Raw genomic sequence first — 24,166 nt, 5'->3', positions numbered from 1 at the left:
ACCGGTGTCGCGGACTTATTCCCCGACACGCTCATGAATAGCGGAAGGATTGTACGTGATAAACATCGCGTCGCCGTAGCTAAAAAAGCGATATTTCTCTTCTACGGCAGCGTGATAGGCATTCATCGTATGCTGATACCCCGCAAATGCCGACACCAGCATAATCAGCGTCGACTCCGGCAGGTGGAAGTTGGTCACCAGCGCGTCGATCACCTTGTACTGATAGCCCGGGTAGATAAAGATCTGCGTATCGCCAAAGAAGGGTTCGATAAGATCGCTCTTCGCCGCCTGGGCCGCGCTCTCCAGCGAGCGTACGGAGGTTGTTCCCACGGCGATCACGCGATTGCCGCGCGCTTTTGCGGCCAGCACGGCGTCAACCACCTCCTGCGGCACTTCGGCATACTCCGAGTGCATGATGTGGTCTTCAATGCTGTCGACCCGCACCGGCTGGAAGGTCCCCGCGCCCACGTGCAGGGTGACAAAGGCCTGTTCAATGCCCTTCTCGCGCAGCGCGGCCAGCAGCGGCTCGTCGAAGTGCAGGCCCGCCGTCGGGGCGGCAACCGCACCTGGCTTTTCACTGTAGACGGTCTGGTACAGCTCCCGGTCAGCGTCTTCATCAGGACGGTCGATATAGGGCGGCAGCGGCATGTGGCCGATGGCGTTGAGGATATCCAGTACCGGGCGCGCATCGTTAAACTCCACCTCAAACAGCGCATCGTGACGCGCTACCATGGTGGCCTGGATGCTCTCATCGTCACCCAGCAGCAGCTCTGCCCCCGGCTTTGGCGCTTTAGAGGCGCGAATATGTGCCAGAATACGTTTATCATCGAGCATACGTTCGACCAGCACTTCAATCTTACCGCCGCTGGCTTTACGGCCAAACAGGCGGGCCGGGATGACGCGAGTGTTGTTAAACACCAGCAGATCGCCCGGGTTGAGCTTATCGAGCAGATCGGTGAAAGTACCATGCGTCAGCGCCCCCGTCGGCCCGTCAAGCGACAGCAAACGACAGCTGCTACGCTCAGGCTGCGGATAGTGGGCAATCAGGGATTCAGGTAGTTCAAAGGAAAAATCGGCAACACGCATGACGCTAACTCAAGACATAATTAAGAGGCGGGTAGTCTAGTGCCGGGGCGTGCTCCCTGCAACCGTTACCCGCCTGTGGATAAAGAATAGACGATGAATTTTCTTGCTCATTTACACCTGGCTTACCTCGCAGAGAGTTCTTTGCCAGGTAATTTGCTCGCCGATTTCGTGCGCGGTAACCCCGACGGCACCTACGCTAACGAGGTGGTAGAGGGCATTCGTATGCACCGCCGCGTGGATGTCCTCACCGACGGGCTGCCGGAGGTCCGCGAGGCCAAGGCATGGTTTCGTGCAGAGACCCGCCGCGTCGCGCCCATTACGCTGGACGTCATGTGGGATCACTTCCTCTCCCGCCACTGGGCGCAGATCTCCCCCGAGCAGCCGCTGCCGGCGTTTGTCCGCTACGCCCGCGCGCAGGTAGCGACCATTCTGCCGGAATCGCCGCCGCAGTTTGTTAACCTCAATAACTACCTGTGGTCGGAAAACTGGCTGGAGCGCTATGGCGAGATGGCGTTTATCCAGCGGGTGCTAAACGGTATGGCAAATCGCCGTCCCCGCCTCGACGCCCTGCGTGACTCCTGGCACGATCTGGATGCCCACTATCCGGCGCTGGAGAAGCTGTTCTGGCAGTTCTATCCGCGCATGATGGATCAGGCGCAAAATAAGCAGCTTTAAGCATTGCGTTCTCTTTACGCCCTTTTATACTGGCCGCGTTGCGCTAAATAACCTGATTATTAAAAGGAGATTTAATATGGTTCTGGTCACGCGTCCGGCCCCGGACTTTACCGCCGCAGCGGTATTAGGCAGCGGTGAAATCGTTGAGAAGTTTAACTTCAAACAGCACACCGCAGGCAAAGCCACCGTTCTCTTCTTCTGGCCGATGGACTTTACCTTCGTCTGCCCGTCTGAGCTGATCGCTTTCGATAAACGCTACGAAGAGTTCCAGCAGCGCGGCGTCGAAGTGGTTGGCGTCTCATTTGACTCTGAATTTGTCCACAACGCCTGGCGTAATACTCCAGTCGAAAAGGGCGGTATCGGCCCGGTGAAGTACGCCATGGTGGCGGATATCAAACGCGAAGTGCAGAAAGCCTACGGCATTGAGCATCCGGATGAGGGCGTCGCCCTGCGCGGATCCTTCCTGATCGATAAAGCGGGCATCGTGCGCCATCAGGTAGTGAACGATCTGCCTTTAGGCCGTAACATCGACGAAATGCTGCGTATGGTTGACGCATTACAGTTCCACGAAGAGCACGGCGAAGTGTGCCCTGCCCAGTGGGAAAAAGGTAAAGAGGGAATGAACGCCTCTCCGGACGGCGTGGCGAAGTTCCTCAGCGAACACCTCACCAGCCTGTAAGCCGTGTTGCCTGGTGGCGCTGCGCTTACCAGGCCTGCTATTGCTTCACAGACTCTCGGCCGGGCAAGGCGTCACTGCCGCCCGGCATTTTTATGCTGACTTCTGCCGCACTTCGCGCCAGATGCCCAGCCCCACCCAGATCAGCACCAGCACGCCCAGCACCAGCGCCGCCCACACCAGCATTCTCTTCCACTGGCTTTGCTGCAACGCCGGATCCACTGCCGTCAACCGTGCATCACCTCCCAGCACAATGCGATCCTCTACCAACGCGTACGGTATATCTGCGTTTGCCTGGCGCAGCGCGGCGGGTACCAGCATATCGACATCCATTGCCTGCGGTTGCGCGGCACCATTACCCCACGCCAGTAAAAACGGCCCTTTGCCCTGGGCGTTGAAGATCAGCGTCTGGCTGGCCCGCTCGCCGGTCACCTGGGCGATGCCGTCCTCAAGCTGGCCGTTAACCGCCGTCACGCGGATCGCCTGCACCATCCCGCCGGTGGGCAGCGGCTCAGAGGAGTGACCGTTCAGTTGATAGATTACGCTTTTCGCCAGCGGCTGCCACGCGGCCTTTGCCTCGCTGCGGTACTCGATCGCCAGCGGCAGCACGCGCTCTTGCCGAGCTTCGATCACCACTGACACCAGCGGCTGTGGCTGTTGCCAGGAGAACTCCTGCACCGACGAAGAGACGGTTTTCGCCACCGCGTTTAGAGGGATATTTACCGCCGCATCGCTGTAAATTTGCTCTACTGCCGTCGCGCCGGTCAGCGTCGGCGCATGCGCGGCATCATTGAACACCACCAGAACATAACGCATCTCCGTCGGATAGACTGAGGCAGTGAAATCCAGGGTATTCAGCAGCAGGCGGTCGCTGCCGGAGGTCAGATCCATCAGCGGCATATCGCGGCCATACAGCGTCCAGTTTTTCAGATCGCTGCTGACGAACACATCTGTCCGTGCCTGCCAGTTAGCAGGTACGGCGTTCCATGTCAGCTTCAGCTGCGACAGCGGAAATTCGTCTTTTTGCGTTTCAGGCAGAGTTAACAGGTAGCTTTTACTCACCCTCTTTTTGCCTTCGCCATCAAGGCGGATTTCAATGCCGTCCTGCGAACGTAGCCACAAATTTTCTGACGCGGCACTATTATCCGGCACCGGTTCGAGGGCGAACAGGCGCAGCGGCAGCGTGCGCGGCGGCGTCTGTTTCTGCACCGCCGGGATCAGCGTAAAAGGCACCGCATGCCCCTGCTGATTGAAGACCCGCACATCGCGCAGATCGGGCGCAACGCTGTCAGTATAAATACGCTCCGGCAGCCTCACCTGATACAGCGGTGACGCTGCCGACGTCGCCAGCGCCGCGCCCCAGGCATAATCCTGCGGCGTTTCCGGGGTGGCATCCTGGCTCCAGGCCGGCAGCGCCGCGCCGAGCAACGCACAAAAAAGTATCCGTCTGACGATCGTCATTATCCTTGTTCCTCGTTATGCGTCTGTTGTACCCGAGGCGGCAGCGGTGAGAAATAGCCTACGATCAGCACCAGTACCGCCACGCCGATAAAGGCAACCGCACGGGCCAGTCCGCCGCCGCCAGCGCTGTCTACCAGCATCAGTTTCACAATCACCACCCCAAGTAGCGCTGCGCCGCACAGCCATTCACGCCGCGATACCTGCCTGGCGGCACGCAGCATCACCAGCAGCGCCACCAGCATCCAGAACAGCGCGAAACAGGTCTGTACCAGCCGGGACGACCACAGCGCGCTTATCGACCAGTCGATCCCGCCATACCACGCAAGGCTGCGCAACAGCAGGCCGTTCAGCCACCAGAAGGCAAGCCCTGCCAGCAGCAGCGGCACACGTTTATGGATCTCACGTCCCTGCACGGGGAAATAGCGGGCGCACAACCGCGCCAGCGCGAGCAGCGCCATTAAGGCAAAGGCGGCCCCCTCTTCCAGCGGATTAAGCAACGGCCGGTAGCCCTGCCCCATCACCACGCCATCATCGATATTGGTCAGCAGCAGCATCACCAGCAGGAAGAGGCCCATGGGGGCCAGCGCCAGCGTGCCGTACCACTGCGGCCAGACGCGTAGCGGCCACAACGAACGTTTCAGCCCGGCGCGCACCAGCAAGATCGTCGCTGCCGCCGACGTCATCGCCAACCCCGCCTGCCACGGGAACATGCCCCACGACAGCGTATCGATATACCACCACAGCTCTGCCGCGAGCGCGGTGACAATCATCCAGAACAGCGACAGGTGCACTCCCTGCGAAAGATAAGGCACAGGCGGCGTGCGCTGTTGATGCAGCAGCCAGAACGCAGACGGTAGCGCAACACCCCAGGCGAGATTTTGCCAGCCAGCGCTGAAGATTGCGCCCTGGGCGGCGATCTGCCAGACCAGCGTCGCCAGCATCAAAGGCCACAGCAGCCAGACGCTATAGCTGAACGGGCGCCAGCGCAACCGTTGCGCGGCCCACCGCCAGCCATGGACGCTCAGGGCGGTGAGCGCCAGCAGGCCCGGCAGATCGTTCATCCACCGGCTTAAGGTCAGCGCCGACAGCCCGTGCAGGGCCAGCAGCCAGAAGATAATGCCGCCCGCCAGCAGGCCATAGCTGCCCTGCGTGTTGAGGCCGCGCCACAGCCAGGCGGCGGCGATCCATGTCAGGCTCAGCACCGCAAAAATCATCAGTTGCGACAGCGCTGGCAGCGTATCCTGTATCGCCCATAGCGCGCTGCACACCGCCAGCAGCAGTAAACCGGTGCCGCTGTAGCTCATCCGCCGTTGCTGTTGCTGTACGCCAAGCCAGAGAATGCCCAGTCCTTCCAGCGCCCAGGCCATCGACGTCCAGCGCGCAGAAAGCGCCAGCGGGATCGCCAGCGTGACAAACGCCCCGCCCAGCGCCAGCGCGGCCAGCACCAGCGGCCGCCCGAGTTCGGGTTTACGCCGCAGCACCAGCCACGCCAGCAGCAGATAAAACGCGCCAAACCCGAGCGCGGAAAACGCCGGGCCAAAGGTGAAATCCTGAGTGAGGACGTACTGCATGCCAAAACCGATCAGCGGCGGGGCGAGCAGCAGCACACCGTCAAGAATACGTTGGCCGCCACCCTGCGCGCGCAGCGACAGCCCGACGCTCAGCACGCCAAACAGCACAATATTGGCGATCAGGAACAGCTGGCAACTGAGGTAAAACGCAGGCTGATAGCTATAAAGTCCCCATACCCCACCGACGCCAAAGGTAAAGAGCAGACCAAGCAGATTAAGCACCCGCCAGTGCTGCCAGACGCTGATGGCCAGAATGCCGCAGGAGAGCAGCAGATAGAATGAAAACAGCCCGATATGGCTGCCGCCGCCGGTAGAGAGCAGCAGCGGCGCGAGATAGCCACCGAGGCTGGCGAGCATGGCGAGACTTAAGGCGCGCTGCAATACCGCCAGCCCGACGCTTACCGCACAGATCAGCAGCAGCAAGGCAAACGCCAGCGTCATCGGCAGCATTTGCCAGAGGCGGAACGCGCCAAATACCGTGAGGTAGAGCACGCCGGTAGCACCGCCCTGCAAAATCAGCGCATACACCGGCTGTTTGTGGCGCAGTCGCCAGCCGAGCGCCAGCAGCACCACCGCCGCCAATGCTGCCACGCAGAGGCGCAGCTCCAGCGGGAACAGATCGCGCTCGACGGAATAGCGAAATAAAAACGCCAGCCCGAAGAACAGCAACAGAATGCCGAGTTTCGCCAGCGGGTTACCACGCATAAACCAGCTGACCAGCGAGGAGATCATGCCGCCGCGCGGTTCATCGGCCAGGGGAGTGCTGGTCGCCACCTCGGTGACGGCGACCGGCTCAGGCAACGCCGTTTGCGCAGCCCAGGGATCGACGATGGGGTGTTCTGCCGCAGGCACAATGACAGGAGCAGGTTCCGGCTCCGCTATCTCCTCAGACAACGGTTGCGGGGAAGGTGCACTCACCTGCCCCGCCAGCTGCTGCTCCAGCGCCGTCAGCCGTTCACGCAATATGCCCAGTTCCCGCTGCGTATCGCTGCTTTTTCGCCATGCTCCGATCGCCAGCGCAGGGGCGACGATCAGGGCGAGAAAGAGAACAAGACCGGCAACCAGCAAAAGCTCATCCATGGTTTTACCTTCGGTTCGGTGATCACTCCCGAAAGGATATTACATTTCTTTTCAATACTGGTAAAAATGTTGCAACAGGGTCAGCGATTGCGCCAAAGCGTGGCGGAGACCGCCGGGAGCGACAGCACATTCTCCTCGATGGTGCCGGTGCCCACTTTACACTGCCAGGCAGGGACATCCAGCAGCGGCACATCGCTGAGTACCACCTCGCAGGCCGCGCCGCGGTTGATCGCCACCAGCACGCGTTCATGTTGGTAAACGCGCACAAACACCACCACATCGCCTTCCGCACTCACTACCTGACAGCCGCCGTAACGCAGCGCGCGGCTTTTCTTGCGCAGCATCGCCATCTGCTGATAAAGCGCAAACAGCGTGGCATCCTGTTTATTCTTGTCCCAGGGGAAGGTCTTACGGCAGAACGGATCGTTGTTGCCGTCCAGCCCCACCTCATCGCCGTAGTAGATGCAGGGCACGCCCGGCCAGGTAAAGAGCCAGACCACGCCCAGCGGCATCCGCTCCACCTGTTTACCCAGCAGGGAGATAAAGCGGGCGGTGTCGTGGCTGTCGAGCTGGTTAAACATGCGCAGCTGCTGCTGGTGCGACAGGCCAGCGCGGTAGTTGTTCATCCACGCCACGCAGGTTTGTGCATCGATATGCTGCGGATCGTAGGAGATGTCGGTATTGGCCAGAAAGCCCCATACCGGCACGGTAAAGCCCCGGTAGTTCATGGCAGCATCTTCGGCGTCGGCCTGCAGCCACTGGCGGGCGTCGCCAAAGTGCTCTCCGACGATATAGGCGTCTGGGTTAGTCTCTTTTGCCGCCTGGCTGATGCCGGTGACGTGCAGGAGATTGTTGCGCGCCCCGCCCGCCTCGCCCAGCATATGCACCACATCAAGCCGCCAGCCGTCCATGCTCCACGGGGCCTTCAGCCAGTGGCGTACAATGCTCTCCTCGCCCCGGTAGATTTCATCTACCAGAGAGGGATCCTGATAGTCCAGCTTCGGCAGGCTCGGATAGCCCAGCCAGTCCAGCGCCCGTCCGTCAGCGGAGAAGCTGTACCACGACCGCCAGGGGGATGCCGGGTTATGGCAGGCGCCGGTGGTGCCGCGATTGTGCCGATCAAACCAGGCGTGGGAGTCCCCGCTGTGGTTGAATACGCCGTCCAGCAGCAGGCGGACCCCCTCCCGGTGCGTATTCTCGCGCAGGCGCAACAGCGCCCCATCGCCGCCGAACTGCGGATCGACGTGGCGATAATCTTCGGTATCGTATTTATGCACGCTGGGGGCGGTAAAGACCGGGTTCAGGTAGAGCGCGGTGACGCCCAGCTTTTTCAGATACGGCAGCTTTTCGCTGATGCCGTCGAGATCGCCGCCGTAGAAGGTCGAGCCGCCAGCATGGGCGGTAACCGGATCGTCCCAGTTGCGCAGCTCAATGTTCTGCCCGGCGGCGTGGTGATAATAGAGATTGTCCTGACTGGACTCGCGCGGCAGGCTGCGGGCAAAGCGGTCGATGAAAATCTGGTAGAAGACCTGATCGGCCACCCACTGCGGCCCGCTATCCGGTGCGTCAACCGCGAACTGCTCCAGCCGGGCGGGAGGAAAGCGGCTAAAGCCCTGCGGGGTAAACCAGATCTGGCGGTCGTCCCACAGCAGCTTAAAGCTGTAGCGGCGGCGCGGCTGTCCGTTGGTTAAGTCAATCTCTCCCCGCCAGGCCGTAACGCCAGGCTTTGGCGCACTGCGCAGCGGACGCATGCGGATCGAGATCTCTTCGTTATCGTGTTCTGCGCGCAGGGTCACCCGCTGCGGTAGCGCATCTCCGGTCAGCCACAGGACAATCTGTAGTTTATCGTTGCTCTGTTTTACAAACGGCGCGACCGGAAGATGCCAGGCATTCAGCATAACTGCTCTCCTTTAGGTTAACCCTGCCAGAGAACAGTATGCGATGTGCAGGAGTTTACGCCACTGCTTTTCGCCGTTTAAACAGCCAGCCCACCAGCAGCAGGGCAATCCATGCAAAGCCGACGTACAGCGAGATGCGGGTCTCGGGGTGGTAGCCAATCAGGGCAATGATAAAGGCCAGGAACAGCACCCCGACAACCGTCGTAGGCACCCCGCCCGGCACCTTGAACTTCAGCGCCTTGACCTCTTCCGGCGACAGACGACGACGGAAAGCGATCTGCGACAGCAGGATCATAATCCATACCCACACCGTGGCAAAGGTCGCCAGGGAGGCGATCACCAGGAAGATATTCTCCGGCATGATGTAGTTCAGCCAGGCGGCAAACAGCAGCGCCACGGTCATCACCAGCACCGTCACCCACGGGATGCCCCGGCGAGAGGTTTTAGCGAACATCTGCGGGGCGCTGCCCTGCTCCGCCATGCCGTGCAGCATACGCCCGACGCCAAACACGTCGCTGTTAATGGCTGAAAGCGAGGCGGTCAACACCACAAAGTTAAGGATGCTGGCGGCAAAGGTGATCCCGAGATGCTGGAAGGTCAGCACGAACGGGCTGCCCTGGGTCCCCACCTGGTTCCACGGGTAGATCGACATGATGACAAACAGCGTGCCCACATAGAATACCAGGATACGCAGCGGGACAGAGTTGATAGCGCGCGGAATCGACTTCTCCGGCTCCTTGGCTTCACCGGCGGTGATGCCGATGATCTCAATGCCGCCGTAGGCAAACATCACCATCTGTAACGCCATCACCGTGCCAAGCCAGCCGTTGCTAAAGAAGCCGCCGTTGCTCCACAGGTTGTGGATGCCGGTGGGCTGCCCGCCGTTGCCGATGCCCCAGATGATGATGCCGAAACCGGCAGCAATCATGATGATGATGGTGGCAACTTTGAAAAACGAGAACCAGAACTCCAGCTCGCCGAAGACCCGGACGCTCATTAGGTTGACGGCGCAGATGATCATCACCACGCTCAGAACCCAGATCCAGTGGGGGACCGTGGGGAACCAGACGCTCATGTAGATACCAAAGGCGGTGACGTCGGCGATGGCAACAATCAGAATTTCAAAGCAGTAGGTCCAGCCGGTGATATAGCCTGCCAACGGCCCGAGGTTCTCCTGGGCGTAGCGCGAAAAGGAGCTGGCCGACGGGTTATGCACCGACATCTCGCCGAGGGCGCGCATAATAATGTAGGCCGCCACGCCGCCAATGATATAGGCCAGCAGCACGCTGGGACCGGCCATCTTGATGGCGTCTGCCGAGCCATAAAACAGCCCGGTACCAATCGCCGAGCCGAGCGCCATAAAGCGGATGTGCCGGGTGCTTAATCCCCGCTTTAGCTTGTTCGTACTTTCCATCGTTTCCACTGCCGTTTAAAAATAAAAAAACCACGGGATTGTAAGCCCCGTGGTTAAAGACGCAACCGTAAATTAATGTGCGCTGGAAGTTTCCTGACGTCCCGCCGCGCGATCCCAGCAGATTGCCAGCACCGCCATGACGACGGTCGGCATCAACCATGCCAGACCCTGCTCCGCCAGCGGCAGACGCGCTGTCCAGGCGGGTAAGATGCCACCAAACGCCGACGCTTTAATGCCGTCCATCACACCGAAGACCAGGCTAACAAACATGGCTGGCGCAATCACGCGGGACGAACTGTGCCACCAGTTGCGGGTAAAGCTTAATACAACCAGGGCGATACAGGGCGGATAGATCGCCGTCAGCACCGGGATAGAGAGCTGGATCAGATGGCTCAGGCCGAGGTTCGAAACCACCATTGAGAAGCCGCCGAGGATAAACACCAGCGTGCGATAAGAGAGCGGCACGTACTGGGCGAAGAACTCGGCGCAGGCGCAGGTCAGGCCTACGGCGGTGACCAGGCACGCCAGGAAGATCAGCACTGCCAGCATCATGCTGCCTGCGCCGCCGAAGGTGTGCTGCACGTAGGCATGCAGGATAGCCGCGCCGTTTGCCGACTGATCGACCAGCGAAGCGCTGTCGGAGCCGAGGCGGAACAGGGCCAGGTAGAGCAGCGTCAGGCCTACGCCTGCCATCACGCCAGCCAGCACGGTGTAGCGGGTCAACAGACGCGCATCGCTCACGCCGCGAGAGCGGGCCGCGTTGACGATTACGATACCGAACACCATCGCGCCGAGGGTATCCATGGTCAGGTAGCCGTTAACAAAACCGTTGGAGAACGAGGCGTGCTCGTAGGCGTCCATGGCATGACTAATCGGGCCAGCTGGCCAGACGACGGCAGCCACTGAGAGCACCACCAGCGCGACGATCTTCATCGGCGCAAGGAAGTTACCTACCGTATCCAGCAGCTTGCCCGGATAGAGCGAGACCAGAATGACGATGGCAAAGTAGACCAGGCTGTAGATAAACAGCGGCAGCGCGCCGTCGCCGGTCAGCGGGGCAATCCCCACTTCGAACGAGACGGTAGCGGTACGCGGGGTCGCAAACAGCGGGCCGACGGCCAGGTAGCAGACGGTGGCCAGCAGCACGCCGGCTACTTTGCCAATCGGCGCGCTGAGGCTATCCACACCGCCACCCACTTTCGCCAGGGCGATGACCGTTAGCACCGGCAGACCAACCGCGGTGATCAGGAAACCAAAGGCCGCCGTCCAGACGTGTTCACCCGCCTGCAAACCGACCATTGGCGGAAAAATGATGTTACCCGCGCCGACGAACAACGCGAATGTCATAAAGCCCAGAGCAACGATATCTCGTGGTTTTAAACGATGGGTCATATGTATTAACTGCCTGTGGATGTGGTGTTGAACGTGTTGATTTTTTCGCCAGCCCCTACGGGACAATACAGCGGCAATATCATTAGATTCCAGCGGGATATGCTTCCCACCGGGCGTGGCGAAGAATAGTTTTTCGATTTACCACGCAAATCCAGCCTGTCTGTCATCGACAGGGGCGCAATTTAAACGCTTATAACGTTTAAAGGCAAGATGGGATCGCAAAACCAGATGGTTATCGTAGGCTGACGTGAATAACCAGCATAAAACGCTAATTATAAGAAAAACACATGGCTAAACATGCGAACAAAAAAGCAGCAGCCGCAGAAAAAGAGGTGCGGTGCTGAATGGTGCAAAGCAAACAGGCCGCATTTTGCGGCCTGTGGAAAGTTATACTGACAGGAAGGGCGCTACTCGGTGGTTTTGGCAATGAACCTTTCCGGCAGCGTGAAGCTAAATCGGGTGCCTTTGCCCGGCTCGCTGGTAATTTCCAGACGGCTGTCGTGATGGTTGACCGCGTGCTTAACAATCGCCAGCCCCAGGCCGCTACCGCCGGTCTGGCGGGATCGCGCCTTATCGACGCGGTAGAAGCGCTCGGTCAGGCGTGGAATATGTTCGGCGGCGATGCCCGGTCCGTTATCCTCAACGCTGAACTCCACGCCGTTCGCGACCCGCTGCCAGCTGACGATGATGTGCGTGGCGGGCGGAGTATGGTTTACCGCGTTATAGACCAGGTTAGAGATAGCGCTGCGCATCTGCTCATCGCTGCCCAACACTTTGAGGGAACTATCGACATGAAACTCAAGGGTTTGCCGCTGCTGGCTCAGGGTCTGGGCTTCTCGTTCAACCACCCGCAGCATCATTGGCACATCAATGACTTCATTCAGGGTATGGATTGGAGAGGCTTCAATTTTTGACAGGGTGAGCAGCTGTTTTACCAGGCCTTCCATACGCGAGGTCTGCTCCCGCATGGTATGCAGCGCCTTTTCCCGCGTCGCCCCGGCCAGGGTCTGCTCCTGCATCATCTCCAGGTAGCCCTGCAATACCGTCAGCGGCGTGCGCAGCTCATGACTGACGTTGGCAAAGAAGTTGCGTCGCGCCCCCTCCAGCTGGTGCATCTGGGTCACGTCGCGGGCGACCATCAGCAGCTGCTGCTCGCTGTAGGGCATGACGCGGATCTCAAGATGCCGTCCGTTGTTCAGCACCAGGTTAAGCGGTTTAGTAAACGCCTGCTGCTTCAGGTACTGAGTGAATTCGGGGTAGCGCAGCAGGTTGAGGATATTCTGGCCGTTATCGTCCGGCCAGCGCAGCCCCAGCAGCTGCTGGGCAAGGCCGTTACACCAGAAGATCACCCCCTCTTCGGTGGTAAGCACCACCGCATCCGGCAGCGACTCTGCGCCGCTGCGAAAGCGTTTGATCAGGCTGCCCAGCTCGCGACGGCGCTTTTTGTTGCGCAGCTGCATCTGATGCAGGCCATAGAGCAGTGGCTCCCAGCTGCCGTGCCCCGGAGGTGGGGTCATGCTGCGGTCCACCCACAGCCACCAGGAGAGCTGGAGCAGATTCCAGAAGTGCCAGATCAGTAATCCAGTGACCGAGGCCAGCAAAAACCACGGCAGATAGCCAAACATCGCTCCAAGCACCAGAGCCGGGATACAGCTTAAAAACAGCTCTAAGACCAGCCTTTTCCATGACAGCCGTTCCAGCACGCGTCACACTCCAGTCAATGATTAGAAACGGGTCGAAAAACGGTAACCCGTGCCGCGAACGGTCTGCACCATACGGTCATGGCCGCTCAGCTCCAGCGCTTTACGCAGGCGGCGAATATGCACGTCCACCGTGCGATCCTCAACGTAGACGTTGGTTCCCCAGACGTGGTTCAGCAGCTGCTCGCGGCTGTAGACGCGTTCCGGGTGAGTCATAAAGAAGTGCAGGAGCTTGAACTCCGTCGGCCCCATGTCGAGCGGGTTTTCGCCGGTCATGACCCGGTGAGAGGTGGGATCGAGGCTCAGCCCCTGCATCTCAATCACCTCTTCCACCGCCATCGGCGAGATACGCCGCATCACGGCTTTGATACGCGCCACCAGCTCCTTCGGCGAGAAGGGTTTGGTGATGTAGTCGTCTGCCCCGGTCTCCAGGCCGCGGACGCGATCTTCCTCTTCGCCGCGCGCGGTGAGCATCATAACAGGAATATCCCGGGTCATGTTTTCACGTTTCAGGTGCTTGATAAACTGAATCCCCGAGCCGCCAGGCAGCATCCAGTCGAGCAGGATAAGATCGGGCCACGGCTCGTTGAGCTGGTTCACCGCACTGTCATAATCTTCCGCTTCAACAGGCTGAAAGCCGTTTTGCTCGAGCACGAAGCAGACCATCTCCCGAATGGGGGCCTCATCCTCTACGACCAGAATACGTCTCGCCATGATTTGCCCTATATAGTTGTAATCAATATGTTGCGTCGCATTATGCGTCAGATTTATGACAGATTTATGAAAAGCGTGAAGGCATTATGAACCTGAAAGCGTGCAGATGACATCTGCAAGACGATCGCCGCTTTCCCGCTGTGCCTAAACGTTTATAATCCGCCTTACGCTTTTTTGCCATGGAACCGATATGCGCATCCTTCACACCTCTGACTGGCATCTCGGCCAAAACTTTTACAGCAAGAGCCGGGCCGCTGAACACGCCGCCTTTCTTGACTGGCTGCTGGAGACGGCAGAGGCCCAGCAGGTCGATGCCATTATCGTTGCTGGCGATATTTTTGATACCGGCGCGCCTCCCAGCTACGCTCGCGAACTCTACTACCGCTTTGTGGTTCAGCTCCAGCAGACCGGCTGTCACCTGGTAGTGCTGGCGGGTAACCACGACTCGGTCGCTACCCTGAATGAGTCCCGGGAGATCCTGGCCTTTCTGCACACCACCGTCGTGGCCGCGGCGGGCTGCGCGCCGTTCATTCTTAAGCATCGCGACGGCACGCCGGGAGCGGTTTTCTGCCCGGTGCCGTTTTTACGCCCGCGCGATATCGTTACCAGCCAGGCGGGCCTCTCCGGCAGCGAGAAGCAGCAGCATCTGCTGGCGGCGATCACCGACTACTACCAGCAGCAGTACCAGCAGGCCTGTGCCCTGCGCGGCGACGCGCCGCTGCCGATTATCGCCAGCGGCCACCTCACCACCGTCGGGGCCAGCAAAAGCGACGCGGTGCGCGACATCTATATTGGTACCCTGGACGCCTTCCCGGCGCAGAATTTTCCCCCGGTGGACTATATCGCCCTCGGGCACATTCATCGTCCGCAGATTATTGGTGGTCAGGATCATATCCGCTACTGCGGCTCACCTATTGCTCTCAGCTTCGACGAAACCGGCAAGGCCAAAAGCGTTAACCTGGTGACCTTCGCCGACGGCAGACTGGCGGACGTCACGCCTCTTACCGTGCCGGTTACCCAGCAGCTGGCAGTGATCAAAGGCGATCTTGCCGCCATTGGCCAGCAGCTTGAGCAGTGGCGCGGGTCCCCCGCTTCGCCGCCGGTATGGCTCGATATCGAAATCACCACCGACGACTGGCTGACGGATATGCAGCGCCGGATCCAGGCCATGACCGAGGATCTGCCGGTCGAGGTGCTGCTGGTACGCCGCAGCCGCGAGCAGCGTCAGCGAATGATGGCGGGCGAGCTGCGGGAAACCCTCAGCGAGCTGCGCGTGGAGGAGGTTTTCGAGCGTCGTCTGGCGCTGGAGGAGCCGGACGAGGCGCAGGGCCAGCGGGTTCGCACCCTCTTTAGCGCCACCGTGGAAGAGCTGACCCAGGAGCAAGACGCATGAAAATCCTTAGCCTGCGCCTGAAGAACATTAACTCCCTGAAGGGGGAGTGGAAGATTGATTTTACCGCCGAACCCTTTGCCAGCAACGGGCTGTTTGCCATTACCGGCCCCACCGGCGCGGGGAAAACGACCCTGCTGGATGCTATCTGTCTGGCGCTCTATCACGAGACGCCGCGCCTGAGCAACGTATCGCAGTCGCAGAACGACCTGATGACCCGCGACACCGCCGAGTGCCTGGCCGAGGTGGAGTTTGAGGTCAAAGGCATTGCCTATCGCGCCTTCTGGAGCCAAAACCGTGCCCGCAACCAGGCCGGGGGTAATCTCCAGGTGCCCCGCGTTGAGCTGGCGCTCTGCGCCGACGGTAAAATTCTCGCCGATAAGGTGAAAGATAAGCTGGAGCTCACCGCCACTCTAACGGGGCTGGACTACGGCCGCTTTACCCGCTCGATGCTGCTCTCCCAGGGACAGTTTGCCGCCTTCCTCAATGCCAAACCGAAAGAGCGGGCCGAGCTGCTGGAAGAGCTGACCGGCACCGAGATCTACGGCCAGATCTCAGCGATGGTGTTTGAAAAGCACAAAGCGGCGCGCAGCGAGCTGGAGCAGCGTCAGGCCCAGGCCGAGGGCATTCAGCTGCTGAGCGCCGAGCAGATCCAGACTCTGAATGAAAGTTTGCAGGTGCTTACTGACCAGGAGCAGACCCTGGTCGCCACCCAACAGCGCGAGCAGACCCTGCTCCACTGGCTGACGCGCGGCGGCGAACTGCATGCCGACGCGGCCCGGGCACAGACGACGCTGAATAGCGCCCGGCAGGCATTGGAGAGCGCCCGCCCGCAGCTTGCCGCGCTGGAGCAGGCCCGCCCCGCCCAGCAGCTGCGACCGATATGGCAAAGTTTACAGGAGCAGATCCGCACCCACGGCCAGACCCAGCGTCAGGCTGAAGAAGTAAATACTCACTTACAACAGCAGCTGAGCAAGCGCAGCCGCATTCGCGCCACCGCCGACGCGCAGATGAGCACGCTACAGCAGGAACAGAAAACGCTGGCCGACTGGCTGACCGCGCACGAACGCTGGCAGCGTTGGCAGAGCGAACTCACCGGCTGGCGGGCCAACTTTGCTCAGCAGGCAGAAGAGAAGAAGCACGCCCTGACGCTCAGCGCACGCCGTGAAAAGCTTCAGCAGCAGCTGACGGCGTTGAACGCCCCTGGGCTGGATCTGAGCGCCGAGGCGTTGCAGCAGGCGATAGCCGATCTGGCCCAACAGCGCCCGCTGCGCCAGCGCCTGAACGTGCTGCATGCCAGCTTCGCGCCTCTTCAGCAGCGTCTCAAGCAGCTGCAAAAAACGCTGGCCGAGAGCGATGCGGAGCAGGCGACGCTCAACCAGACCCTGACCCAGCGGCGTCAGGCATATAAAGAGAAAAACGCGCTGCTGGCCGAGGTGAAGACAATTTGCGCCCTGGAAGAGCGGATCAAAGGTCTGGAGGCCGAGCGCGAGCGGCTGCGGGCCGGCGAGCCCTGTCCGCTCTGCGGATCGACAGCTCACCCGGCAGTCGCGGAGTACCAGGCGATGACCGTAGATGCCAACCAGGCCCGGCGCGATGCCCTGGAGCGCGAGGTTAAGCAGCTGGCAGAGAGCGGCGCGGCCCTGCGCGGCCAGCTGGATGCGCTGGTGAAGCAGAGCAAGAGAGATCGCCTTGCCGCCGAGGCGGAAGCGCAAAACGATCTGGCGTTAAGCCAGCAGTGGCGCGAGCTATGTAGCGCGCTCAATATCGCGCTGACGCCCGAGGAGGACGTCAGCGGCTGGTTACAGGCTGAAGAGACCCGCGAGCAGCAGCTCTATCGGTACAGCCAGCGGCTGGCGCTGGAGGAGCAGCTCAACGAGCTCCAGCAGCAGGCGGCACACGCCAAGCAGACCATTGACGCTCGCCGCCAGACGCTGGCAGAGAACCTGGCCCAGCTCGGACTGACCCTGCCCGCAGAGGGGGAAGAGTCAGCCTGGTTTGCCGCCCGCGAGGAGGAGTCCCGTCAGTGGCAGCAGAACCAGACCCACGTCGCAACGCTCCAGGAGCGCGCGGCCCAACTCCAGCCCCTGCTGGAGACGCTCCCTGCCGACGGCGCAGCGGAGGGAGAACCCGTCAGCCTCAACGGCTGGCAGCAGGTACATCACGACTGCGTCTCTCTCCACGGTCAGGTTCAAACGCTCCAGCAGCAGCTGGCCCTGGAGGCCGGGCGCGTGGCGCAGCAGCAGGCGCAGTTTGACGCCGAGCTGGCGCAGAGCCCCTTCCCCGATCGGCAGGCATTTCTCGCCGCCCTGCTTGAGGATGGCGAACGCCAGCGTCTTGAGCAGCTTCAGCAGTCGCTGGAGAGCCAGTTACAGCAGAGCCAGGTTCTGCTGACCCAGGCCCAGGCAGCGCTGGCGGCGCATCAGGCCCAGCCGCCTGCCGGGCTGAGCGAGGAAACCAGCGTAGAGCAAACGCGCGCCGCGCTGAACGCGCTGGCACAGCAGCTGCGGGAGAACACTACCCGTCAAGGAGAGATCCGCCAGCAACTCCGGCAGGATGCCGAGAGTCGTCAGCGCCAGCAGGCACTGTTGCTGGAGATTGAGGAGGCCACTCGCCTGCTGGCGGACTGGAGCTACCTGAACGGGCTGATTGGCTCTAAAGAGGGGGATAAGTTCCGTAAGTTCGCCCAGGGGCTGACGCTGGATAACCTGGTCTGGCTGGCGAATAACCAGCTCACCCGTCTGCACGGCCGCTACCTGCTGAAGCGAAAAGCCAGCGAGGCACTGGAACTGGAGGTAGTGGATACCTGGCAGGCTGACGCGGTACGCGATACGCGCACGCTTTCCGGCGGAGAGAGCTTCCTCGTTAGCCTGGCACTGGCGCTGGCGCTCTCCGATCTGGTGAGCCATAAAACCCGTATCGACTCGCTGTTCCTTGACGAAGGGTTCGGCACGCTGGACAGCGAAACCCTGGATACCGCCCTCGATGCCCTCGACGCGCTCAACGCCAGCGGCAAGACTATCGGCGTCATCAGCCACGTTGAGGCGATGAAGGAGCGCATTCCGGTACAGATCAAGGTAAGAAAGATTAATGGACTGGGTTACAGCAAGCTTGATGGAAAATATGCCGTGACGTGAAGGATTAAATAATTAATGCCGGACAGATCTGACGGTCTTTTCCGGCTTTTTTATCAGAGCTTATTTATAGCTTGGTTAACTTTCGCCTCTAATGAATCGATATCTTTAGCACTCTCACTATAAACAGGCCTTTCCCAATCAAATTCCCTTATTAAATAAATATAAAATTTGCCGTTTACATCAAAAGAGGGTCTCCACCCAATATCAAGAATGTAACCGCCAGGAAATTCGATCTGAAGCATATCCTCTCTAAGCTCATGCACCTGTTCGCCAAGAGTTATCTCTTTATTCAAGGAGAATGCGTTAAACACAACTACGCCTTTTTTTGCTGAGAAATCAATGTTCATTGTGTTTCTAACCTTCGAAATTGATCTATAAATATTGGATGACCGTGTGAATTATATTGAAAAGCCAAAATCGATATACCCCTCGGAACTTATTACAATACACCATCGTGTTTTTCTATTGAAAAAGTAGTGATGCTGAGGGATATTTTCAATAGCCATCTTTAAAAAAGGGTGAAATTGCTCTGGTTTAATAGAAATCGAGAAATCCAACGATGAATCATTTATATAATAAATTTGATCGCTATGTGATATTTCACTATTAATGTTATTAGCATGAATAAATTTATTTACTTGACCAAGCCAATCAGAATGATTTCCCTTTAAATTTAGACTTTTATGCTTAGTGGTCTTTGACCAGTTAATTTTTGAGCCTATCCATTCAAAAGAGTCTGACAGCTCATCAGCGATAAAATCCCAGTCATCAATGATTAAGAGTGAGTCAGATAGCTGTGATATTTTCTCTTTTATTTCATCATCAAGAGTCATGATATTGGCCTTTAAAGTTTTGATGGAAGATCAGAGGATTTGAGAACATCACGTCATTTTAGTTATTCTATATGAGTATTTCATTCGTTAATCACCAATTTGAGTTAGATTCAGCATCATACGTTCCAGATCTTGTCCGCCTGCTTCCTACATTTTCAACACTATCGGCAGCTTTTCAAACCCCGCCATTATGTTGATCAACATCTGGATTAATATATTTTATTAGGAACTTTATTATTTACGAAGACAAACTGCCCGTGCGAACGCTCGTTGATTTTTTTATAACCGAGTTCTTTCGCTTTAGCAGCATCCCCACAACGCAGTCCTAAAGGATCGATCCAACTCAGCGCATTCGGCGCATACGGGTAGAGATTTAATCCTCCCGCCAGCCCCACCGGATCCTGCTGCGTGAACCGTCCACAGTCCGGATCATAATACCGGAACAGATTATAGTGAAGTCCGGTTTACTCGCCACTTCCCTGTGGCTGCCCCTTTCGGGGTTGCGCTGCACGCATTCAAATTTGTTCCTGACAAATTTGTCCCGATCCAGGTACTGGCCGCATCCGCAGGTTCTGGGCATGGCCTGCCAGCTATATCCATCTGATGTCTGAGCCTTAAGAATGAGCGAATAATATCAATTTTCTAGAAATATAGGAATTATATTTGTAATTAGGTTTTTTAAAAAAATTAACACACATATAATTATTATATTATGTACTATAGAGCCTAAATATCAACACTATTAAAAACCCCTACTATATACGATTGATAGCGGGCAGGTTGTATCTCTCTATAGGTAAAAACAACTAAAACATCATGAATCCCTTTCAAGCATTTATTTTTTGATAACCTTAACGGACTTTCTTTATATTTATATCTTTGAATTAATCCATCTGATAACTTCACACAGCGAATTTTACTTGCAATTTTTATTTTTGTGTTATCCTCAAGGCCATCAAAATCCTTTGAATTATATAATCCGAAATAAACTTTAGCGCCGCAGAATGGGCATGATATTTCTTTTTCATTTCTTAGGAAGTCATCTTCAAGACCATCATGAATAAGAATCTTTTTCTTTTGCAAATTGATTAAAGTCATCTTTTCCTCAAAATTCCGTTCTCAACTAGTTTTTCAATTGCTTCGGGTGTTTCATATTGTGTTCCGTAACCCGATTGTCCAAACCATGGTATAGCAGGACCACTATCTACTGGCAACGGTTTTAAAACTTCATAAGTTGAATATGGTTTGTTTAAAGTAGATTGCTGAAGAGCTCTACCCTCGAATGATGATCCAGCCGTAGATATAAAAGTACCATTATTGTGGAAACCATCAATGTCTTTCCAACCACCGTAACGGTCAACCTTAGTTCCAAGTTTGAGAGTCGTTTTTGTTACAGTAATAAATCCTCTGTTTGGAGGCCATGTCCTAGGCCCCATAAAAGATTCCAGGCTTTGCCAGTCTTGCTTTTTCCATAATTTATAAGTTTTTGAAGCATCTGTCCGTTTTTGGAAAACACCTGGAGATTTGGATTGGAAACCATTCCATTTCTTTTAGCATCTACTCAACCCCCACGGAACCACCCACCCCAGCGTTCAGTAAATAGTAGGCGTACTGAATGAAAGCGACTAAATAAAAATAAGCCGGAAAAGTTAATTTCTTGCTCGGCTTTTTAATTTATTTTATCAATCTGTATAATTCTTTTCTTAACAAATCAAGTTCATTATTCTCATCTTTAAGAGGCATGCCTGATCGATGCAGAACGAGATCATTAAACGATCCCATCCCGCCATATAACCCTCTTAATTTATACAAGCACTCATCATAGTTATAGTTCAACTCCACAGAATGCTTTTCAAATATATCAGCCCAATATCCCTCGTCATTCTCACGAAGAATTTTTACAATATCAGCAATTAATTTACGAACATCATTTTTCATAGTAACGGCTCTTGTCCTAAAAATTTCACACCGGGGATATCCCAAGGCTCTGGTATTACAATTTGCTGTGTACCACCAAGATAAATATCATTTTGGTATCCAACCTCACCGACATAAGGTTTTGTTCCAACAGGTACTTTAAATTTAAAAACAGTGTCTAAAGGTGAACTTCCTCCACCCGGGCAATTTGGTAGCACTGCCTTATCAATTCGCGTTTGAAGCACACTTTGGGGCTTATCTAAACTAAAAAATCGCCCAAATGGATGCCCTTCAACACCGGCACGATATAATTCAGTATCTTGAGACAAGATAATCCTCCTATATTTCCCTCCGGCAAAAGTACCTGCAAGATCATTACTCAACGGCCCGGGATTTATTGCTGAATATTTCCCATAGATTTTTCCTTTGCATAATCCAAGCGGATCCACCTACCCCACCGGGTTCGGTGCATACTGGTAGAGCAAGAATGTATTACATTTATAAAACCGCTGGTAACTTAGTTACAAAACTAACAACCATCTATTTTAAATAAAAAGCTATCCCATATTAAATAAATTAACTAGTAGTAAAAGATCTACCTTTTAACACTTCTCCTCAACTATCCCAATTAACCATGAAACATATCTTGCAGGCTGTACCTCTCCAAAGGTAAATGCGACATTATACTTATGATGATTATTATCACACTGACTAGTGCATACATAGATGGCCGATCTTTTATAATAATACCTACCATCATCTTCTTTGATTCTTTTAATATATGCTATTAAATGGCTTTTCAAGTTTTCATCAATATATTTAAAATATGTAGCATTTCGTAAAGTAAAACCAAGCTGCCCTTCACAAGCAGGGCAACCAAAAAAATTTTGTTTATCTATAAAATCCTGTTCAAACCCATCAAAAATCACTTTAGGACTTCCGACGAAATTTTTCACTTTGTTGTTCATAATTTTCTTATAAGCCCTTGATGAATAAGCTCTTGTACATAATCACTAGTTTCATATTGAACCCCCATTCCTTTTTGTCCAAACCAAGGGATGGCTTGCCCTGTTTCAACGTCAAAAGGTTTAAGCACAATATATTTGGAATAGAGTTTTTCAAGGGCATTAGCAGGAAGTGCCCTGCTTTCAAAGGATGCTCCTGCTGGCGATAGAAATGTACCAGTATCATTGAAATGGTCGTTCGCAAACCATCCTCCATAGCGATCCAATTTTGTTCCAGGCAGGAGCGTGATTTTGGAAGATGTGATAAATCCCCTGTTCGGAGGCCAATTGCCGGGACCCATTAAATTTTCTAACCCTGCCCAGTCTTGTTTCTTCCATAAGGCATAAGCTCTTGCTGCCTGACTTCTGGAAGCGAACATACCATCGTTGGATTTTTTTTGAAAATCGTTCCAACTATTTCTACACGACAACCCCCACGGATCCACCCACCCCAGCGGGTTTGGCGCATACTGGTAGAGGTTCAGCCCTCCCGCCAGCCCTATGGGATCCTGCTGGGTGAACCGTCCGCAGTCCGGGTCGTAGTACCGGAACAGATTATAGTGAAGTCCCGTCTCACGATCCAGATACTGGCCCTGCATCCGCAGGTTCTGGGCATACGGCAGCTGTACGTCCCGCTCATGCAGCAGTTTTCCCCACGCGCTGTTCAGCCCCTTCCAGCACACCCGGCCTTCCGCATCCGTGAGCCGCTCCGGCGTGCCGTTGGGCTGGTTATGGAACCAGTAGATGTCCGGGGTATTCACGCCGTCAATACGGGCCAGCGGCTCGTGGCTGTGCTGATCGCTGTAAACATAGGTCAGCGGCACCGCATTCCGGATCTCCTGCAGCAGCCGGGCCCCCTCCCAGACAAACCGGGTGGTCACCTCCCTGCCGTGCGGCTGCCCTGCCAGCGTCCGGCGGCAGGTCTTGCTGATGCGCCTGCCGAGCGGATCGTAGCGGAAGCTGACCGCCACCTGCGGCCGGGTGCGGTCGCGCGGCCGGCTGGTGACCTCCGCCAGACGGTGCTCCCCGTCGTAGCGGTAGTGCCAGCGGGTCTGACCGTCGTCCTTTTCCACGGTGCGGCCATGAATGTCATAGCGCCAGCGGATGCCGTTGAGCTGCGTCACACGGTTGTGGGTTATCTTCTCCCCGGGTTGCTCTGTCGGGTTGCCCGCCGCATCCCACCGCCACTGCTCCCGGCCCGGCAGCGTGCCGTCCTGTGACAGCAACCGTCCGGCGCTGTCGTACTGCCAGTGATACCAGCTGAACGGATCGTCGTCGCGCTCCTCGCGCACGGGGTTGTTGCGGTAGTCGTAATCCCAGCGGCGGGACCAGCGGCGCGGGGCCGGGCGCTGCGCGCTGCCGGTGAAAACGTCCCGGCGGTGCAGGCGGCCCGGGCGGTCATACTCGCTGCGGGTGGTGAGCGGGCCCTGGGTGCGGCTGACCTCCCGGTGCAGTTCGTCGCGGGTGAAGTCCGTCACCGGCAGGCCGTCAAGGGCGATGCCCAGCAGGTGCCCGCTGCCGTAGTAGTGCTGCTTCAGCGTGCGCCCGTCCGGCAGCCGGAGTGCCGTGCAGTTGCCGGTTGCATCATACTCCCGGGCCAGTTCGCCGTGCTCACCTGTTTCGCGTGTGATGCGGCCGAGGGCGTCATATTCAAAGGAGAGCTCCTGCTCCGCCTCTTTACTCCACGCACCGGCTGCAAGCGCAGGATGCAGGGTGATGCGGCTCAGCAGCCCGCCCATGGTGTAGTGCCGGCGGGTCTGGCCTTCGGGCGTGGTGTGGGTTAACAGCTGCCCGGCCGGGCTCCAGGCGAAGGTGTGGGTGATGGCGTCCGGATGCCCGGCGGCGAAGGTGCGGGACACGGTGCGCCCGCAGGCATCATAGCCGTAGCGGGTGACAACCCCGTCCGGCCCGGCCTCTTCCAGCAGCAGGGAGTCTGCCCCCGGGCGGAACCGGTACGTCTCCCCGTTCTCATTCTCCAGCGCAGTAAGGCGTCCCCGGCTGTCCCAGGTGCGGCGTACCGTCCCGCCCAGCGGGTCCGTGGTGGAAATAAGCCGCCCGGCCTCATCGTAAGCAAAGGTGCGGCGTTTACCGTCGGCCCCCTCGTGCGCCAGCGGCAGGCCCTGTTTACTCCAGATGAGGCGCGCCTGCCAGCCCTCCGCCCGCGCCAGCAGCACCGGGCGGCCTGCCGGGTCATAACCCCGGCGGGTCTCCTCCCCGT

20 protein-coding genes and 1 pseudogene are annotated in these 24,166 nt (G+C 57.1%); 4 read left to right on the top strand and 17 right to left on the bottom strand.

The genetic code is table 11. The annotated features are described in order from the left end of the window. Positions 1-15: 15 nt before the first annotated feature. On the bottom strand, positions 16-1,086 hold the full coding sequence (queA, locus tag WFN61_RS00105) for a tRNA preQ1(34) S-adenosylmethionine ribosyltransferase-isomerase QueA (RefSeq protein WP_042391570.1): 1,071 nt from the start codon (positions 1,084-1,086) through the stop codon (positions 16-18). 93 nt (positions 1,087-1,179) lie between these two features. Between queA and acpH the strand changes: the two genes are divergently transcribed. Both acpH and WFN61_RS00095 read left to right on the top strand, forming a co-directional pair. Further along, the gene (gene acpH, locus WFN61_RS00100) at positions 1,180-1,761 is read left to right on the top strand and encodes an ACP phosphodiesterase (protein ID WP_144814491.1); all 582 of its coding nucleotides are present in this window, start codon (positions 1,180-1,182) and stop codon (positions 1,759-1,761) included. Positions 1,762-1,837: 76 nt separating this feature from the next. Next, on the top strand, positions 1,838-2,440 hold the full coding sequence (locus WFN61_RS00095; protein WP_042391568.1) for a peroxiredoxin C: 603 nt from the start codon (positions 1,838-1,840) through the stop codon (positions 2,438-2,440). A gap of 90 nt (positions 2,441-2,530) precedes the next feature. Here WFN61_RS00095 and WFN61_RS00090 read toward each other — a convergent pair whose 3' ends face one another. The 7 genes from WFN61_RS00090 to phoB form a co-directional block, all read right to left on the bottom strand. Continuing rightward, positions 2,531-3,898 (bottom strand): DUF3999 family protein, encoded by a 1,368-nt coding sequence (locus WFN61_RS00090; RefSeq protein WP_337037034.1) that lies wholly within the window; start codon positions 3,896-3,898, stop codon positions 2,531-2,533. Further along, a complete protein-coding gene (locus tag WFN61_RS00085) occupies positions 3,898-6,549 on the bottom strand; it encodes a DUF2339 domain-containing protein (RefSeq protein ID WP_337037031.1) in 2,652 nt (883 codons plus the stop codon). The genes WFN61_RS00090 and WFN61_RS00085 overlap by 1 nt, the downstream gene beginning before the upstream one ends. An 80-nt stretch (positions 6,550-6,629) precedes the next feature. Continuing rightward, positions 6,630-8,447, bottom strand: coding sequence for a maltodextrin glucosidase (gene malZ, locus WFN61_RS00080; RefSeq protein ID WP_337037028.1), 1,818 nt, complete (start codon positions 8,445-8,447; stop codon positions 6,630-6,632). 55 nt (positions 8,448-8,502) lie between these two features. Beyond that, the gene (gene proY, locus WFN61_RS00075) at positions 8,503-9,861 is read right to left on the bottom strand and encodes a proline-specific permease ProY (protein ID WP_144814503.1); all 1,359 of its coding nucleotides are present in this window, start codon (positions 9,859-9,861) and stop codon (positions 8,503-8,505) included. Positions 9,862-9,933: 72 nt separating this feature from the next. Further along, a complete protein-coding gene (gene brnQ / locus WFN61_RS00070; protein ID WP_144814505.1) occupies positions 9,934-11,253 on the bottom strand; it encodes a branched-chain amino acid transporter carrier protein BrnQ in 1,320 nt (439 codons plus the stop codon). A gap of 407 nt (positions 11,254-11,660) precedes the next feature. Further along, on the bottom strand, positions 11,661-12,956 hold the full coding sequence (gene phoR, locus WFN61_RS00065) for a phosphate regulon sensor histidine kinase PhoR (RefSeq protein WP_312275107.1): 1,296 nt from the start codon (positions 12,954-12,956) through the stop codon (positions 11,661-11,663). A 21-nt stretch (positions 12,957-12,977) separates the two neighbouring features. After that, entirely contained in the window at positions 12,978-13,667 is a 690-nt protein-coding gene (phoB, locus tag WFN61_RS00060; RefSeq protein ID WP_042391560.1) for a phosphate response regulator transcription factor PhoB, read from the bottom strand. Between the two features lie 190 nt (positions 13,668-13,857). Here phoB and sbcD point away from each other — a divergent pair, with 190 nt between their 5' ends. Both sbcD and sbcC read left to right on the top strand, forming a co-directional pair. Further along, complete coding sequence (gene sbcD / locus WFN61_RS00055; protein WP_222889691.1) at positions 13,858-15,060, top strand: exonuclease subunit SbcD; 1,203 nt, start codon at positions 13,858-13,860, stop codon at positions 15,058-15,060. Then, a complete protein-coding gene (sbcC, locus tag WFN61_RS00050) occupies positions 15,057-18,194 on the top strand; it encodes an exonuclease subunit SbcC (RefSeq protein ID WP_337037018.1) in 3,138 nt (1,045 codons plus the stop codon). Before sbcD ends, sbcC begins: the two co-directional genes overlap by 4 nt. Positions 18,195-18,247: 53 nt before the next feature. Here the strand turns inward: sbcC and WFN61_RS00045 are convergent, their stop codons facing one another. From WFN61_RS00045 to WFN61_RS00005, 9 genes and pseudogenes are all read right to left on the bottom strand, one after another. Beyond that, the gene (locus WFN61_RS00045) at positions 18,248-18,541 is read right to left on the bottom strand and encodes a hypothetical protein (RefSeq protein WP_257756709.1); all 294 of its coding nucleotides are present in this window, start codon (positions 18,539-18,541) and stop codon (positions 18,248-18,250) included. A 51-nt stretch (positions 18,542-18,592) separates the two neighbouring features. Continuing rightward, positions 18,593-19,027 (bottom strand): type IV secretion protein Rhs, encoded by a 435-nt coding sequence (locus WFN61_RS00040; protein WP_312272892.1) that lies wholly within the window; start codon positions 19,025-19,027, stop codon positions 18,593-18,595. A gap of 316 nt (positions 19,028-19,343) precedes the next feature. After that, a pseudogene (locus WFN61_RS20915) lies at positions 19,344-19,491 on the bottom strand (RHS repeat-associated core domain-containing protein); the annotation flags it as partial. 262 nt (positions 19,492-19,753) lie between these two features. Next, entirely contained in the window at positions 19,754-20,125 is a 372-nt protein-coding gene (locus tag WFN61_RS00030; protein ID WP_257756705.1) for a hypothetical protein, read from the bottom strand. Further along, on the bottom strand, positions 20,122-20,463 hold the full coding sequence (locus tag WFN61_RS00025; protein ID WP_257756704.1) for a TNT domain-containing protein: 342 nt from the start codon (positions 20,461-20,463) through the stop codon (positions 20,122-20,124). Before WFN61_RS00025 ends, WFN61_RS00030 begins: the two co-directional genes overlap by 4 nt. 238 nt (positions 20,464-20,701) lie before the next feature. After that, complete coding sequence (locus WFN61_RS00020) at positions 20,702-20,965, bottom strand: DUF6966 domain-containing protein (protein ID WP_257756702.1); 264 nt, start codon at positions 20,963-20,965, stop codon at positions 20,702-20,704. Continuing rightward, a complete protein-coding gene (locus WFN61_RS00015; RefSeq protein WP_257756700.1) occupies positions 20,962-21,393 on the bottom strand; it encodes a hypothetical protein in 432 nt (143 codons plus the stop codon). The genes WFN61_RS00020 and WFN61_RS00015 overlap by 4 nt, the downstream gene beginning before the upstream one ends. 153 nt (positions 21,394-21,546) lie before the next feature. Next, a complete protein-coding gene (locus tag WFN61_RS00010) occupies positions 21,547-21,912 on the bottom strand; it encodes a hypothetical protein (RefSeq protein ID WP_337037006.1) in 366 nt (121 codons plus the stop codon). Continuing rightward, a partial coding sequence (locus WFN61_RS00005) for a glycohydrolase toxin TNT-related protein (RefSeq protein WP_337037004.1) occupies positions 21,909-24,166 on the bottom strand: 2,258 nt, incomplete at its 5' end. The genes WFN61_RS00005 and WFN61_RS00010, both read right to left, overlap by 4 nt.

Origin of the sequence: Pseudescherichia sp. AS216 (assembly GCF_037152055.1) — a bacterium.
GTDB lineage: Bacteria > Pseudomonadota > Gammaproteobacteria > Enterobacterales > Enterobacteriaceae > Pseudescherichia.
This window is presented reverse-complemented; position numbering and strand designations above follow the sequence as displayed.